At 29.3% G+C, this 15,535-nt stretch carries 15 protein-coding genes and 1 pseudogene; 8 read left to right on the top strand and 8 right to left on the bottom strand.

Going from position 1 to position 15,535, the window contains the following annotated elements; translation table 11 throughout:
• Positions 1–77 precede the first annotated feature (77 nt).
• The 6 genes and pseudogenes from HXZ74_RS16560 to HXZ74_RS16585 all read left to right on the top strand — a co-directional run.
• Positions 78–869, top strand: a pseudogene (locus tag HXZ74_RS16560) (efflux RND transporter permease subunit); the annotation flags it as partial.
• A 307-nt stretch (positions 870–1,176) separates the two neighbouring features.
• Complete coding sequence (locus HXZ74_RS16565; RefSeq protein WP_115000071.1) at positions 1,177–1,872, top strand: hypothetical protein; 696 nt, start codon at positions 1,177–1,179, stop codon at positions 1,870–1,872.
• A gap of 912 nt (positions 1,873–2,784) precedes the next feature.
• Entirely contained in the window at positions 2,785–3,024 is a 240-nt protein-coding gene (locus tag HXZ74_RS16570; RefSeq protein WP_286476427.1) for a hypothetical protein, read from the top strand.
• 9 nt (positions 3,025–3,033) lie between these two features.
• A complete protein-coding gene (locus HXZ74_RS16575; protein WP_286476428.1) occupies positions 3,034–3,327 on the top strand; it encodes a CPCC family cysteine-rich protein in 294 nt (97 codons plus the stop codon).
• A 172-nt stretch (positions 3,328–3,499) separates the two neighbouring features.
• Positions 3,500–5,233 carry a DUF262 domain-containing protein gene (locus tag HXZ74_RS16580; RefSeq protein WP_280062313.1) on the top strand — a complete coding sequence of 578 codons (1,734 nt, stop codon included), beginning with the start codon at positions 3,500–3,502 and terminating at the stop codon, positions 5,231–5,233.
• Positions 5,234–5,424: 191 nt separating this feature from the next.
• Complete coding sequence (locus HXZ74_RS16585; protein ID WP_038336689.1) at positions 5,425–6,057, top strand: hypothetical protein; 633 nt, start codon at positions 5,425–5,427, stop codon at positions 6,055–6,057.
• A 48-nt stretch (positions 6,058–6,105) separates the two neighbouring features.
• Here HXZ74_RS16585 and HXZ74_RS16590 read toward each other — a convergent pair whose 3' ends face one another.
• From HXZ74_RS16590 to HXZ74_RS16620, 7 genes are all read right to left on the bottom strand, one after another.
• Positions 6,106–7,545, bottom strand: coding sequence for an FAD-dependent oxidoreductase (locus HXZ74_RS16590; RefSeq protein ID WP_286476430.1), 1,440 nt, complete (start codon positions 7,543–7,545; stop codon positions 6,106–6,108).
• 326 nt (positions 7,546–7,871) lie between these two features.
• The gene (locus HXZ74_RS16595; protein ID WP_286476431.1) at positions 7,872–8,456 is read right to left on the bottom strand and encodes a hypothetical protein; all 585 of its coding nucleotides are present in this window, start codon (positions 8,454–8,456) and stop codon (positions 7,872–7,874) included.
• 326 nt (positions 8,457–8,782) lie between these two features.
• A complete protein-coding gene (locus tag HXZ74_RS16600) occupies positions 8,783–9,034 on the bottom strand; it encodes a DUF6952 family protein (RefSeq protein WP_038336694.1) in 252 nt (83 codons plus the stop codon).
• A complete protein-coding gene (locus tag HXZ74_RS16605; RefSeq protein ID WP_038336696.1) occupies positions 9,015–9,332 on the bottom strand; it encodes a thioredoxin family protein in 318 nt (105 codons plus the stop codon). The genes HXZ74_RS16600 and HXZ74_RS16605 overlap by 20 nt, the downstream gene beginning before the upstream one ends.
• Positions 9,333–9,490: 158 nt before the next feature.
• On the bottom strand, positions 9,491–10,117 hold the full coding sequence (locus HXZ74_RS16610) for a peroxiredoxin (RefSeq protein WP_038336698.1): 627 nt from the start codon (positions 10,115–10,117) through the stop codon (positions 9,491–9,493).
• 416 nt (positions 10,118–10,533) lie between these two features.
• The gene (locus HXZ74_RS16615) at positions 10,534–11,061 is read right to left on the bottom strand and encodes a hypothetical protein (RefSeq protein WP_286476432.1); all 528 of its coding nucleotides are present in this window, start codon (positions 11,059–11,061) and stop codon (positions 10,534–10,536) included.
• Positions 11,036–13,183 carry an endonuclease MutS2 gene (locus HXZ74_RS16620; protein ID WP_286476434.1) on the bottom strand — a complete coding sequence of 716 codons (2,148 nt, stop codon included), beginning with the start codon at positions 13,181–13,183 and terminating at the stop codon, positions 11,036–11,038. Before HXZ74_RS16620 ends, HXZ74_RS16615 begins: the two co-directional genes overlap by 26 nt.
• 129 nt (positions 13,184–13,312) lie before the next feature.
• Here HXZ74_RS16620 and HXZ74_RS16625 point away from each other — a divergent pair, with 129 nt between their 5' ends.
• Complete coding sequence (locus tag HXZ74_RS16625) at positions 13,313–13,894, top strand: LOG family protein (protein ID WP_286476438.1); 582 nt, start codon at positions 13,313–13,315, stop codon at positions 13,892–13,894.
• 59 nt (positions 13,895–13,953) lie between these two features.
• Entirely contained in the window at positions 13,954–14,631 is a 678-nt protein-coding gene (locus HXZ74_RS16630; RefSeq protein WP_286476435.1) for a uracil-DNA glycosylase, read from the top strand.
• A 1-nt stretch (position 14,632) separates the two neighbouring features.
• Here the strand turns inward: HXZ74_RS16630 and HXZ74_RS16635 are convergent, their stop codons facing one another.
• Positions 14,633–15,118 (bottom strand): hypothetical protein, encoded by a 486-nt coding sequence (locus HXZ74_RS16635; RefSeq protein WP_286476436.1) that lies wholly within the window; start codon positions 15,116–15,118, stop codon positions 14,633–14,635.
• Positions 15,119–15,535 lie beyond the last annotated feature (417 nt).

Here is a 15,535-nt window from a genome sequence, read left to right on the forward strand (position 1 = left end):
AATATTTGCTGTTGTTAAAAGAGAGGAACCTTTTGTAAAATTAATTGCTTAAATAGTTGGTTTTATCTTAGAATGCTTATAGAGATACTCCTGAGAAAATTGGAAATATTTTGATTCCGACAAGTAACGGGAACAATGTTCCTTTGCAGGAAATAGCTACAATTGGTTATCAAACAGGACCTGCTTTTATTTATCGAGAAGGAAATAGCCGTTATATCGGTGTAGGATTCAGTATAGAAGGTCGTGATTTAGGAAGTACAATCGATGAAGCGAAGAAAGTAGTGGCCAAAGAAGTTAAATTACCGAAAGAAAATTACATGGAATGGGCTGGTGAATTCGAAAGTAAAGAGCGCGCAGCAAAACAATTAGCAATGGTCGTTCCCATTTCTTTAGTTTTGATTTTATTATTATTGTATACTAATTTCGGAAATGTAAAAGATACAGCGATAGCTGCATTAACACTGCCTTTTGCTTTTATTGGAGGATTTATTTCGCTTTGGGTAACAGGAACTATTTTTGGTATATCTGCGGGAATAGGTTTTATTATTCTTTTTGGAGTAGCAACAATTGATGGAATTGTTCTAATTGGTGTTATTCGAGATAATTTAAAGCATAAAATGCAATTAAAAGAAGCAATAGTTAATGGTGTTAAAAGTAGAATACGCCCTGTTGTGATGATTGCGCTTATGGGATCGATGGGATTATTACCAGCAGCACTTTCTACCGGAATGGGCTCTGAAATTCAGAAACCATTAGCCATTATGATTGTAGGTGGATTAATCATTTGCTTGGTTTTATCGTTTACCGTTTTGCCAGTAGTGTTTTATTTTGTTTATAGAAAAGAACATGAAAATAAGTTCCTGAAATAATTTATTGTTCTTTTTATTTATTATTATTGAAAAGGGGTTTTTACCAAATGGTAGAAACCTCTTTTTTGTTGAATGTTTTTATTTATTCTTGACACAAAGTATGCAAGAGTAGTATATTGTGGAAGCAAAAAAATTAAGATTGTAAATCCATTCACTAAAATAATTATATTTGAGTATAATGATACGAAACATCACAAAACTTGATTTCTTAAAAAATAATGTTACTAGCAGTTTTATGAAACATTACATAACGATAATATTACTTTTGACTTTTACTGTAAGCTTTTCACAGAAACGATTGGACGGTATGATAGCTGAATTAAAACATTCTGATTTTAGTGCTATTTATAAAGTTAAAGATAGTATTGTGAACTATCAAAAAGATGCTATTCCTGAACTTATTGAATTGCTTAAAGATACTTCATTCGTAAAGCTTAATAATACTGCTGACCTAATTTATCCAGGAGCAGAAAAATTTTACGGACATGGTTGGATTGTAAATTATGACATTGATTGGATTTCTGTTAGAGCCGCTTGGTTATTAGAAGAAATAACATTTCAGAATTTTGGTTATCGTGACTTGACAATTAATGAAGATAAGTTAATGAGTTTGCATAAACAAGATTATACTTCGTATTTACAAACTGGTAGTCACGATATTGACTTTAAAGATAAAACTCCAAGAGAACAACTTATAATTTATCGACTAATGCTTGCTGACAGAGTTTTAAAGTGGTGGGATAAAAATAAAAATGGTTGGACACGTCTTAATGCAATTAAAGAAGCACTTTCAAGTATTGACGAACAAAGACAGAGTCTTGCATTAAGATATTTACGTTTTGGCAAAACAGATTGTGCTGGATTAACACTTGAAAATTATAAAGAAGAAATAAAACCAATAATTAAAAAAATTAAACGAAGTAAAAATGAAAATGCAGAACAAGCAAAATATTTACTTGAGGATAATGAATATTATTGGTTCAAATCAAAGACAGAAAGATAGTAGCTATGATATATTCTTCAAAAATAACCACATAGAAACATAAAACCAAATGATTTTGCGTTGAAATTAGTTGTTTACCTATTCGTATTTTCAACTAATCTTTACAAGTCATCATTGCTAAAACTATGTTTCTATGTGGTTAAAATAAATTTGAACAACATTTATAAAATTCTATTTTCGATACAATTTTTCTTCACTCTTCTACGCCGTTAATCAGAGCATTGTACCGAAAAATCACTTTAATTAACGCCTACTACAGTTCCCACTTTTCCTGAGAATCCACCAAGGATTCCTTTTTTAATTTCTGCCATAACTGGAAGTTTTTATGATTAATATTCATAAAGTTAGCAACAGAAACAACACCATTTACAAAAACACAATTTTGTGCCCGCATTTGCCCTGCTCTGCCCGCATTTGTCCACTTTTGTCCAGTTGCTTTTTACACAATAATAGTAATATAACAAAATAAAAACCTTGCTAACCTCCTATTTATAAGAGCTAGAGAGAAGTTGAATTTTTGGTCAATTTTGGTCTTGTTCGACCATTGTTCGACCATTGTTCGACGAATCTTCGGAAAAACGGCATTCTCGTCGAAGAACGGTCGAAGAAAACACGAACAAAAGTGGGAGGAAATTGAAATTATAAAAATAAAATGATGCAAGAATACTTTGTTTCGCTATCCATACATTCATTATTACATTCTACATTAAATTATTTCGTGATACATGAATATTGTTTTTATAAATATCTTATTTACAAAAAAAATAATTATATTTGCTTCTAATTTTACGAAATGCAGATATAGGTGATTTTTTACGAAACAAAAGCTAGATCAGTTTCGTGAAAAAACAATGTTACCAGCAATATTTTATGAACGAAATCCAAATAAAAGAATATATAGAATTCAATAATGTGAAGGAAATATTATCCAATTCCTTTAAATCAATTATTGAAAATAACACTTGTGAGGATTTAGATATTGATAATAAAAATATTTCTATTGACTTGGATAATATCGAATATGATTCGAAAAAAAATCCCTTAATCACTTTTAAATGTAAAATTATTAATCAAGACAAAACAATAGGTTTTTATTCAATTGTCTTTGAACAAACTGGAAAAATAATTGATGATTTTTTTGTAATTTTTTAATCCTTAAAAATGACCTTAAGAAAACTTGACGAAGATTATCAACATGGCGCGAATGGAAAATATTTTTGCAAATGTTGTGGTTACAATACTTTATCAGAATTTCCAAATGGAACTTATGAAATTTGTAAAATTTGTTTTTGGGAAGACGACCTCTACCAAACAGAAAATCCAAATGAAAAAGGAGGTCCAAATCGAGTTTCTTTAATTGAAGCTAGAAAAAACTTTGAAGAATATGGAGTTTGCGAACTGGAAATGAAATTGAATGTTAGAAAGCCGAACGAAAACGATATACGCAAAATATAAATTAATACTGCTGGTAACAGGCGTTTGGCAAGATTGCGAATTTTGTAGTAAAATCACGTTTACATTTCGCAAGAAATTTTATCTTTAACAGAAAATAATCGGTTCCGAAGCTCGCAACCTCGCCAAGCGCCGGAACGTTAGCAGAAATCGCATAACCACACACAGATAAACCATGAAATTTGACTCACTTGATAAATTTTTGAACTACGGTATTTTTACTATTCCTGAATATCAAAGAGGATATTCTTGGAATAATGCACAATTAACCGATTTTGTAAATGATTTATCTGATGTTCAACATATTCGTGAACACTACTTTGGAACTGTAACACTTATAAAAACTGGAGTTGAACAATTTGGTATTAGTGATAAAACTGTTTATGATATTGTAGATGGACAACAAAGAATTACAACGATTCATCTTTTCTTAGCTAGCTTATATTACAGAATTAAAGAAATTGATTCTGCAAAAGCAGATTTAGAAATAATCAAACCTGTTTTTGATAAAGGGCAAACCTTGCTAAGGTTAAATAGTAAAAAAGACCAAGAATTTTATAATTATATAATTAATGAAGAAAAGATTAATGATTTATCTAAAATTAATCCAAAAACTAAAAGTCAAAAAAACCTCTTAAATGCTCGAGTTTTTTTTGATAAATATTTTAGAAACTCTTCATTAAAAAGTTTAATAGAAATTCGTAGAAACTTACTTTCTAAATTTAAAATAAATGTATTTGAGTTAGAAGAAGAAAGTGAAGTTGGTTTAATATTCGAAACTATGAATGACAGAGGTTTACCTCTGTCTGATATGGACAAAATAAAAAACTATTTAATCTATTTATCTCATAAATTAAATGAGAAAGATTTAGCTAAAGATTTAAATAAAAAGTTTGGAGAAATTTTTTCTATCTTAATGCATATTGAAAACGGGGATTCAATAAAATTAGAAAACCAATTTTTAAAAGATTGTTACATTTTACATAAAGGTGAGACAAGAAATTTAAATGATATACATCAGAGAATAAAAGAAATGATTTCTCAAAAAGACGTATTAAAAATTGGAGGGCTATTCGACAAATATCAAAATGATATACAAAAAAAAGTAACTGAAATTAAGAATTTTTCTAATTTATTACACAAAAGTGCTTCTAATTATGCAATGCTTTTAAATAGGAGTTTTGAGAATAATGATGTAAACATTGCACTATTTCGTTTAAGTATTTTGGGGAAAGGAAAATTTGATACTTTTTTGCCTTTATTTTTGGCAATACTTTCGCATAAAGGTTTTAAAAAAGAATTTCTAGTTCCAATCTGCGAAATATTGGAAATTTTCTGCTTAAAAGTTTATGTCTTTGGAAACAAGAAATCAAACACAGGAAGCTCTCTAATAAATGAGTTTGCTCATAAAGTTTTTTCTAGTAAATTAAATTTTACAGAATTAAAAAAGCAACTACGGAGCTTGGTGTTTAAAAATTCGAATCAAACCGAAATTCGTAATTCAATTTTACAAAAGTCTGCTTATCTAGATTTACAAGAAAATATAATTAAACTTCTTCTGTATGATTATGAAACTTATTTACAAAAAGACCAAAAATATTCTTATGAAATAGGAACTTTAGAAGAATTTCTAAATAACAAAAAAATTAGCATTGAACATATTTATCCGCAGAAATTGCAACCTGGTTTCGCAGAGATAACTAACAATCACACTTTTGGAAATTTAGTTCTAACGTATGATAATGCTAAATTAAGTAATAAAACATTCATTCAGAAAAAAAGTATTTATCAAATATCAAATTTGGAATCTGAAAGACAATTGTTCCAATATGAGGAATGGAATGAAAAGACAATTAAGGAAAGAGGGAAAAAAATTTCAAAATTTGTGTTTGACCGCTGGAGTATATAAGGAATTGCCACTTCTGCTAACATTGTATTGGCAAAATGCGGGGTTAAATGTATAATAGAAGGATTTTTAATATTTATGCGCCGCTGCTTTTATCTCATATTTATTTATTGGATTAGATAAACTTATGTTTCATGTTATTTTTCAATTTAGTATGTTGTTTGTAAGACTTTTTACGTTATATTAAATTTAATATGAAGATTTTATTAATTATAATTCCAATATTTTCTTTTGGTCAAATTTCTCCAGAACTTAAAGTTTTTGTGGATAGTTTATCTATTGTTGATAGATACGAAAGTTCAAATATAGGCTATTGGGGAACAAATAGTAAAGTCTACGATTTATTTTTTGAAGCATCAAAAATAGCAACTGATAAGGAGGTAGAATACTTAGCTATAAATGGAAAAACAATTGTAAAAGCATATTTTTCTACGGAAGCAGTTGATAGAAAGTTACAATCAGTAAATGACATTTTTAAATATCAGTTAGAAAACAATGAAGAGTTTGATAGGATTTATGGGTGTTTAGGAGGTAAAGAAGACTTGGTTTCTAAAATGTATTCTTCGGTTGTGAATTATACGTTAAACAGTACGTTATTAGAGCTTTATGGAGAGGAAACGACATGGACTGAAAAAGAAGCATTTAAAAAATTAAGAGAATTTAATAATGTTATTAAGAATTCAGAATATTCAACGGATAAGCTTTTATCATATATTATTATTTACGATAAGAAAAATTTAAAAAAGAATTGTAAAAACATTCTTCCAATGATAAAGAATAAAGAATCAAAAGAGATACAATATGTATTGGATATCTGTAATAAATAAGGTTTACATTATATTTTATCATCAAAACCCAAAGTCAGTTTTTATAAATCACAAACTGGAAGTCCACTTCGAACCAAAGGTTACATTTCCTTCTTGAAGTACGATATCTGAATGTAAAAATTTGGCTGCATCTGCTGACTTTTTCACTTTAACGCTGCTTCGTTCCATCATCTCATTTTCGTATGGCTGTAAAACTTCTTCACGTAGATTGACTTGTTTATTTTGCGCATGATAAGCTGATGTAATTTTTTGAGCCAGCAACAAAGCATCCAACAAAGCCTGATTGGCACCTTGCCCTTTGAAAGGACTCATCGGATGTGCAGCATCGCCTATTAAAGTCACAGGACCTACATTTTCTAATAAATTTGGCGTTAATAAATCTCGGTCGTAAACAGGATATCCCGTAATTTGTTTAGCTTCGGTAGCTGCGATAATTTCTGGAATAGGAGAGTGCCAATGCGTTCTTTTCGCAACTTCTGTTTTTAAGGCTTCAGAACCTTTTTTACTTAAATTTTTAGCATCTTCTTCTGACATAGGAAAACTAAATTGCCACATAATCGACTCTTTGTCATAAGGCATCATATACATTCGTTCCGTTCCATTTGCAGTCTGAAACACTGTTGCACCATCTAACAAATGACTTTCTAAACCTTTTAAAGCATTCAGTTTACAGATTCCTAAAATCACAATACAACCTAAATATCTCAATGGATTTTTATCTTCATTGATAATTAATCGACGCACCGAACTACGTATGCCGTCTGCACCAACAAGTAAATCAGCTTTAAAATGTTTTTTTATTCCATCAACATCAAACGTTAATTCGACTTTGTCATCAATTTTAAAATCAGTTAATTGATGATTCCATAAAACTTGTTTATCACCACCCAATTGCTCTAAAAAGGCCAAACGCAAAGATTGTCTTGCAATGTGAATATTGGTATGTTTATTTTTGTTTTTCGCTTCAATAGCTTCTTTGTCTTGCAATTTTCTTATTCCCCATTCGCCAATGACATTTCCTTCTATGGTATGTGCCAAATGCAGCGTAGAAACAATACCTTCATCTAAAGTTGTAATTCCAAACTTTTTCAGTTCCTTACTTGCTTGTTGTAACGTTAATCCATAACCTTGCGAACGATCGTTGAAAGCGCGATCTCGCTCGAAAAGTGTAAAAGGAATTTGTCGATGCAAACAGGCTAATGCTAACGCAATTCCACCAATTCCAGCTCCTACAATAGCAATATGAGGATAATCGTTTTCATTTGGTAAGGGAAGTTCTTCTGTTGCTGTCAGACCAGTTCCTAAGCAAGTTGTGCATATTTGCATCGAACTTTTTGGTTTGTTAGGAATAGTGCTATTGCTTTTATTTTTTTTTGATTGAGCAAGGGCAGCTTCGTAACGCAATAGTTTCTTTTTCGAAACTCCTTGACTTTTTTTTCCAAGTCCATTGCAATTCTTGCAGCTTGTCCAATTTATTTGTTTACTCAATTCTAAAAATTTTTGCAAAAATACAATTTACTGTATTTTATTCTGTGTATTGTTTGATATTATATTTTGGAAATTACTAAAACTATTCTAATTTTTTGAATTACCAAGCTCTATTTGTGAAAGCGATAAATAATTTGTTCTTAGAAAATCATTTTTTGTAATTTATATTCAGTTTCTTGTTTATTTTCAAATTGAAAAAGAAGTTATGATTTAGTGCAGAAATCTGAATGTAAGATATTTTATTCTATGAAAAACCTCGTTTAATTATTTCTAAACGAGGTTTGATGATATTTTTGAGATAATTGTAACTCTTAAAATAAATGATGTTACTCGGTTATAACATTATTCAAAAAGTCTTGATTATTAACAAGTTGTTGAATAAGATTATCGATTGCTGGAGGTAAAAACTTTTCAAATTTAGCACCTTTTGTGTTTGCTTTTCCTGTAATTAAGTCAGTCCAAACAACTTTTCCATCTTTGTCAACCAATTGAAATTTAACTGTAATTTCTGGGATTAACTGAACAGTAGAGAATCCAGAAATCGCTTCATAATCTAATTTTTGTAACTCAGATTTTAGAATATAATCATTACTACCGTTAACTGAAATATTTTTTTCATTGAAACCATTTTTTATAGCTTCGGTTAAAATTTCTGAAATTGGTTTTTCCGCCATATATGCACCTGACATCGTTTGATTGTACATGTTTTTCTTGTAAAAAATAACCTTTTCATCACTGTATCCTCTCATGTCTTTCATTTCGTCAATTTTAACAATTTTACTAGAAGATAGTCTATCACTAACTTTTAGGTTCGATTGATAATTAATTTGCTTGACAGAATTAGATAAAGCACAACTTGTTAAGGTTATTAATGAGATACCCAAGAGAAGTGTTGTAAATTTTGATTTCATTTTTTATTATAATATATCTTTCCATAACGGAAAAAGTAATGTTTAATTGTAGATAAATTTACTAATAAGGATAATTGCATAGATTTCAAAATATTGTTATTAAAATAATACGAAGGATAGAAAAGAAATTATTGAGTGATTTTAATCCTGGATTAGGAATTGATAGATAAATTGTATTATTAGAAATTTTTGTGATAATTATTTTCTAAAAAGTAATAGTTAATCTAGGTTTATTAGTTTACTTTCTTTAATCGAAAATGTTAAGATACAAAACCAAAAAAGGATTTCAATTGAAATCCTTTTTTTATATGAACTAATTGATAGAATTATTTATCAATCGAACCCATTACGCGTTGCATAAAAGTATTGGCTGCAGTACGCTCATCCAAACCTTCTTCTTCCATCATTTGCTTCATTTCCATAGCTCCACAAATGTTAGAAATCATTTCTCCAATTACTTCTTGTTCTGGCTCTTTTACAGCAGGAGAATCAGCATAAACTTCTAAAACTTCTAAAGCTGTTTCCATTGCTTCAATAGAAACATTTTTTGCTAAATTCTTAAATACCGGCAGCTTCATTGATCAATTCTTTTACAGCATCAATTTTAGATGCAGTTACTTGTCCTACATTTTCTCCTCCTTTGAAAACAGCGAAAGTTGGTAAATTTGGAACTTCAGCTAATTTTCTTGATTCTACTAATTTCTCAGCATCAACATATAAAAACTCAGCTTGACCTTCATATTCAGCCGCTAATTTTTTGAATTTTGGTTTTACTAAACGGCAGTTTCCACACCATCCAGCACCATATTGTACAATTACTATATTGTTATCAGCAACTACTTGTGCTAAGTTATCTTGTTCTAATTCTGCAAACATTTTATTAATTTTTATGGTTAAAAATTGGGTATAAAAAAGGCTGTCTAAGTGTTGAGCTTAGTGATTTTTAGTGAAAATGAATCCGTTAAAATCTCCTGTCAAATTTTTTAGACAGCCTCTTCGTGAATTTTGAAAATCAAAAGATTTTCAAGTTATTTTTAGTGAGAAGCTAAGTAAGAAGCTACACCATCTTTAGTAGCGTTCATTGCATCTTTTCCTTCTTCCCAGTTTGCTGGACAAACTTCACCATACTTCTCAACGTGTAAAATAGCGTCTAATAAACGTACATACTCATCGATGTTACGTCCTAATGGTAAATCGTTGATTGTTTCGTGACGAACAACACCGTTTTTGTCGATGATGAAAGTACCACGGTAAGCAACTGGAGCTCCTTCAAATTTCAAAGAATCATTTTCTTCATTGTAAACATACTCACCAGCCAAAACTCCGTAATCCATAGCGATAGTTTTTGCTAAGTCAGCAACGATTGGGTAAGTAACACCTTCGATACCTCCGTTATCTTTAGCAGTGTTTAACCACGCTAAGTGCGTTTCTTCTGAATCACAAGAAGCAGCAATTACAACAGCATCTCTTTTTTCGAATTCAGCTAATTTAGCTTGGAATGCGTGTAATTCTGTTGGACAAACAAATGTAAAATCTTTTGGGTAGAAGAATAAAACGATGTTTTTTTCTCCGATTGGCATTGAAAAGTTTTCTACGATTTCATCTCCATCAATTACTGCTGGCGCTGTGAATAAAGGCGCTTTTTTTCCTACTAATGACATAATTTTAATTTTTTATATTTTGTTTTTTACTTCTCGATTTGATAAAACTTGTAATAGTTTTTATCTCTTTTACTGATGCAAATTTAGACTGATATTTTAAACTGTCCATATATTTTCAATTTCAAATATAGATTAAACTATAAATTATATTTATGATATATGATTAATAATAATTATTGAGTTAATATTCTATTGAAATTCAATACAACAGCCTTTTTATCTTATCTCTACGCTAATTTACGAAGATTATTTACCCTAAAGAATGATATTCCTTATGTTGATGATTATTTAAAATGAATTAAATTTTATTTAAAAACGACTGTGATAATTATGATTTAATGATAAGTTCACAAGGCGTAGAGAAAGATTAAGATATTAAAATGAAAAGGTTAGTGAATTCACTAACCTTTTTCGTTTTATATTTTTTTGCTTTTTCCTTCGATATAGGTATTGAAATTTTTTCCATCCATCGAAATTTCAAAAGCTGTATTAACTTCTTTATTTTCGAGTAGCGAGTAAATCAATCTAAATGTGGGTTGATTGGGTTTTGTTTCACTCAGAAATGTAATCGTTTTTTCGGTATAAGTAATCGAATAATTGATAACATGACCTTCATTATCAAAATAAATGGCTTTCGATAAATTTTTATTTTCATCTAAATAAACAACCAATAAATCATCATGAATTGTCATGCTTTTAGCATTTTGCGAAGGATATTCGGAATGACTTTTTCTAACAATTACATTTTGATCCAATTGGTATTCAAAAGAAAAAACGCCTTTTCCTTCTCCAGGTTTTCCATTACCAACGCCTTCCCAATTTCCGATTAACCAATTCCAATTTTGATTTGTTTGAGCAAAACTAAAATTAGAAAAAACAAGGAATAGGAGGAACGTTATTACTTTTTTATTGATCATATTAGATTTTATACACTTCGTTAACATTGATTTGAGTTGTAAATAAACCATAATTTACAAAAACAATTTCCTTTTTTATTTTATCAATTGTTCCAACACTCGACGAACCATGAATTTTGACACGATCACCAACTTTCAACGCATCAATTTTCTTTTGAGTAGCTGCTTTTTCTTTCTTTTCGATCACATGTTTTTGTTGAGAAATCGTTTCAGAATTTTCTTTTAATTCGCGCTTAACTTCTTTCTCTACAATTTTTTCGATTTTCTTTAATTGCTGAACTTCTTTCGTCTTTTTCGAATTTTCCATTTCAATTAATTTCAAGAAATTCGAAATCATTTGTTTTTTATTTTTCGTTTTCAAGTAAGAATCCGCCATGTCTGAAATACGTTCACCAAGTTTCAAACGTTTTTGTTCACGATCATATAATTGCTGAAAATCATATAGTTTTTGTTGAATTTTTTCGTTTGTTTGCTCTAATTTTTCATTATGTTCAATATTAGTTTCGCGCAATTCTTCAACATGATCTTTCGTTTTCTGAATTTCAAATTTTTCCTGTTGAAGTTTTAAAATAGTTTTATCCAAACTCACTTTTTCACTTTCAACTTTTTTCTTTGCGCGATTAATCAAACGAAACGGAATTTTATTTTTCTCTGCAACTTCAAAAGTAAACGAACTTCCGGCTTGTCCAATTTCCAAACGGTAAAGTGGTTCCAATGTTTTTTTATCAAACAACATACAAGCATTTATCGCTTCTGGCAAACTTTCTGCGCTCAATTTGATATTTGTATAATGCGTTGTAAAAACACCGAAAGAATTGCGTTCATAAAACTCTTCAAAGAAAACTTCTGCCAAAGCTCCACCTAATTCAGGATCAGAACCTGTACCAAATTCATCAACCAACAACAATGTTTTATCGTCTGCATTTTTCAAGAAATAGGACATTTGTTTTAGACGATAACTGTAGGTTGATAAATGATTTTCAATGGATTGATTGTCTCCAATATCTGTGAAAATTTGATTAAAAAATCCAAATTGACTTTCATCTTTTACAGGAACTAAAACACCACTCTGAATCATAATTTGAAGTAAACCAATCGTTTTTAATGTAATTGATTTTCCTCCAGCATTTGGACCAGAAATAATGATAATACGACAATCTTCGTTAATCTCTAAACTCTGCGGAATCGTTTTTTGAGCTTTTCTTTTATTGTTTAAAAATAAAACAGGATGATAAGCATCGACTAATTTGATAATTCGATTCTCAGAAAGTTGAGGTAAAATTCCATTAATTAAAAAAGCATAATTTGCTTTCGCTTGCGTAAAATCGATGTATTCTAAAAACGTTTGATATTCTTCAAGATTTGGTTTGTATTCCGCAATTTGAGCAGTTAAATCTAACAAAATCTGAATTACCAAATGTTTTTCTTCTTCTTTCAATTCTTCCCATTCGCGACGAGGATTTTGTACACTTTCTGGCTCAATAAACGTAATCGATCCAGTTTTTGAAGTACCTAAAAATTGACCTTTCACACGTTTTCTCAAAGCCGATTTAACAGCCAAAACACGACGATTTCCAACAACAGATTCTCGAATGTCATCCAAATAATCCGAATGATAAGACATCGATTTATTGAATAATTCAGTAATTCGTCCATTTAAATGACGCAAACGATCGCGTACAATTTTCAGTTCTGGACTTGCGTCGTCTTTGATTTCTCCAAATTTATTGAATACTTGATCGATTAATTTCACGATATTTTTTTCGTAAGTAATCGTTGACGCTTTCTCGAATAAAACAGGTGCATATTCGTTGAAAGCTGTCAAATATTTCAAGATTTCTTTCACTTGAAGCGTATTTGCCTTGATTTTGAAGAATTCTTCCGCAGGCAAATAATAATTTTCGATTTCTAATCGGCTTAGATTTTCATCTAAAATATAATATTCTGAAAACGGAAAACGATTTCCCGTCTCGAAACTTGTTAAATATTCGTTTGTCGTTTGTAGATCTTGTACCAAAAGTTGGTGATCTTGGTAAGGTTTTAAGTTAAAAATAAACTCCTCAACCTTTTCTGTATAAGCAAATTCTGCGATTTCTTTTTGAACCGCATTAAATTCTAAATCTTTTAAAGTTTGTTCTGATATTTGCATTAACGCAAAATTACGGATAAATTCTTTAGTTAGAAATAAATGACAGATAATACTATTTACATATAGATTTAATGATTTATTAAATCTATAATTTATATTTTGATGGATATTGATTATTATATTTATGGAATGAATAGATTAACAGTATTTTGTGGGTCGAGTAATGGCTCAAATAAGATTTTTAAAGAAGAAGCATATAAATTAGGTCAAAAATTAGCAGAAAATAAAATTGAACTTGTTTATGGCGGAGCTAATGTAGGATTAATGGGCGTTATAGCAGATTCAGTTTTAGAAAATAGAGGTGTAGCTATTGGAGTTTTACCAAACTTTTTGAAGAAAGTTGAAGTTGAGTATAAAGGATTAAGTGAACTTATTTTAGTAGATTCTATGCATGAACGTAAGGCGAAAATGAATGAACTTTCTGATGGTGTTATAACTTTACCTGGAGGTTTTGGTACACTTGAAGAGTTTTTCGAAATGTTGACATGGGCTCAATTAGGATTACATAAAAAACCAATTGCTATTTATAATATAGATGGTTTTTTTGATGATCTTTTACTTTTTATTGAGAGTATGGTTACCAAAGGTTTTCTGAAACAAGAAAATTATGATATGCTAATTGTTAGTGATAATCTAGATATTTTATTTGAGAAATTAAAAAATTATAAAGCTCCTACAGTTGGTAAATGGATAAATGAATCTCAGATTTAGTTTGAAAAATTACTCCAGCAAGTATAAAAAGAATAATTTTGTTTCCATAAAAGAATAATATGGATGTGAAATTAGATGCTTCTTGGAAAGAAGTTTTAAAGAATGAATTTGAAAAAGATTACTTTAAAATATTGACAGATTTTGTACGAAATGAGTACAAAACAAAAACAATATATCCTCCTGCATCCAAAATATTCTCTGCATTTGATTATACACCTTTTGATGATGTTAAAGTTGTTTTAATTGGTCAAGATCCTTATCATGGGATTGGACAAGCAAATGGTTTGTCTTTTTCGGTTGCCGATGGAATTAAATTACCTCCAAGTTTGCAAAATATTTATAAAGAGTTGAATGATGATTTAAGAATAGGAATTTCGACTTCAGGAAATTTGGAAACATGGGCTAAACAAGGTGTTTTATTATTAAATGCAACTTTGACGGTTGAAGCTTCTAAGGCAGGTTCGCACCAGAAAAAAGGCTGGGAAATATTTACAGATGCTGTAATACAGAAGCTTTCTGATCAAAAAGAAAATTTAGTTTTTATACTTTGGGGAGCTTATGCTCAAAAAAAAGGAGCAAAAATAGACCGAAATAAACACTTTGTTATAGAATCTGCTCATCCTTCTCCATTAGGAGCTTACAGAGGTTTTTGGGGGAGCAAACCTTTTTCGAAAACTAATGATTTTTTAAAAAGTAAAAATCTACAACCTATAAATTGGGAAATCAAAAACAAATAATTTACATCGTCATAATTTTTTGTAAATAAGAATTAAAAGCTGTTGGATTGTTTACGTTTATATACGAAACTTTTTCAGTTATTTTATCTTTTAGAACAGCATATGTTGCCACAAAAATGGTAATATTTGGTAGATTTTTCTTGATTGATTCGAGATAAATTGCAAGAGAAGAAGAGTCATAATTTTTAGAGATATAAATAAAAATATGTGTAATTTGAGTATTCTCAATACATTCTAAAATGGAATTTAAACTTTGATTTTCGCCTAAATAAATTCCTTTTTCGTTATTAATTTTTAAAAGAAGATAAGTATAAATTAATTCTAAATCATCATTTTCTTTTTCAGGTAAAAATAAAAGCCATTTACGAGAATTTTGATCTGAATATGGAATTGATTTAATCAAATAAAAAAGATGTTTTCTAATTAGATTTTTAGAAAAAGAAATAACCGATTCTTGAATAGTATACTTTTCCAGAATGATAAACATTTTACTTAAAAAAGGGAAAACTATATCTATACAACATTTTTCGATTCCAATTTTATTGAAACAAAGTGTAAGAATGGTGTCAAAAAAACGTGTATCATATGAAAAACAAGAACAAATTAATAACTCAATAATTGGTTCATAACTTTTGTTTTTCTGGATATAATTTTGAATTTCAAATTCGGATAAAATTTGTATTTCTGAAAGTGATTTTATACTTAAATTTTCTACTGTATTTTTTTTATTTGATTCAACTAAAAAAGATATAATAATTAATTTTTTTAAGTGATCATGATTAAATAGTGAATTTTTATCAATCTTATCTTCGTTAAATAGTTTGAACTGGATATGCAAACAAAAATAGGAGTATTAGTTAAGCTACATTTTTATAACTAATTTTTTGTTGATTAAATTCTTCAA

The organism is Empedobacter sp. R750 (assembly GCF_030324345.1).
Lineage (GTDB): Bacteria > Bacteroidota > Bacteroidia > Flavobacteriales > Weeksellaceae > Empedobacter > Empedobacter falsenii_C.

Coding starts and splice junctions, on each gene's coding strand:
- HXZ74_RS16565 (WP_115000071.1), top strand. CDS start 1,177: ATGATAGCTGAATTAAAACATTCTGATTTTAGTGCTATTTATAAAGTT.
- HXZ74_RS16575 (WP_286476428.1), top strand. CDS start 3,034: ATGACCTTAAGAAAACTTGACGAAGATTATCAACATGGCGCGAATGGA.
- HXZ74_RS16580 (WP_280062313.1), top strand. CDS start 3,500: ATGAAATTTGACTCACTTGATAAATTTTTGAACTACGGTATTTTTACT.
- HXZ74_RS16585 (WP_038336689.1), top strand. CDS start 5,425: ATGAAGATTTTATTAATTATAATTCCAATATTTTCTTTTGGTCAAATT.
- HXZ74_RS16595 (WP_286476431.1), bottom strand. CDS start 8,456: ATGAAATCAAAATTTACAACACTTCTCTTGGGTATCTCATTAATAACC.
- HXZ74_RS16600 (WP_038336694.1), bottom strand. CDS start 9,034: ATGAAGCTGCCGGTATTTAAGAATTTAGCAAAAAATGTTTCTATTGAA.
- HXZ74_RS16605 (WP_038336696.1), bottom strand. CDS start 9,332: ATGTTTGCAGAATTAGAACAAGATAACTTAGCACAAGTAGTTGCTGAT.
- HXZ74_RS16610 (WP_038336698.1), bottom strand. CDS start 10,117: ATGTCATTAGTAGGAAAAAAAGCGCCTTTATTCACAGCGCCAGCAGTA.
- HXZ74_RS16615 (WP_286476432.1), bottom strand. CDS start 11,061: ATGTTAACGAAGTGTATAAAATCTAATATGATCAATAAAAAAGTAATA.
- HXZ74_RS16620 (WP_286476434.1), bottom strand. CDS start 13,183: ATGCAAATATCAGAACAAACTTTAAAAGATTTAGAATTTAATGCGGTT.
- HXZ74_RS16625 (WP_286476438.1), top strand. CDS start 13,313: ATGAATAGATTAACAGTATTTTGTGGGTCGAGTAATGGCTCAAATAAG.
- HXZ74_RS16630 (WP_286476435.1), top strand. CDS start 13,954: ATGGATGTGAAATTAGATGCTTCTTGGAAAGAAGTTTTAAAGAATGAA.
- HXZ74_RS16635 (WP_286476436.1), bottom strand. CDS start 15,118: ATGTTTATCATTCTGGAAAAGTATACTATTCAAGAATCGGTTATTTCT.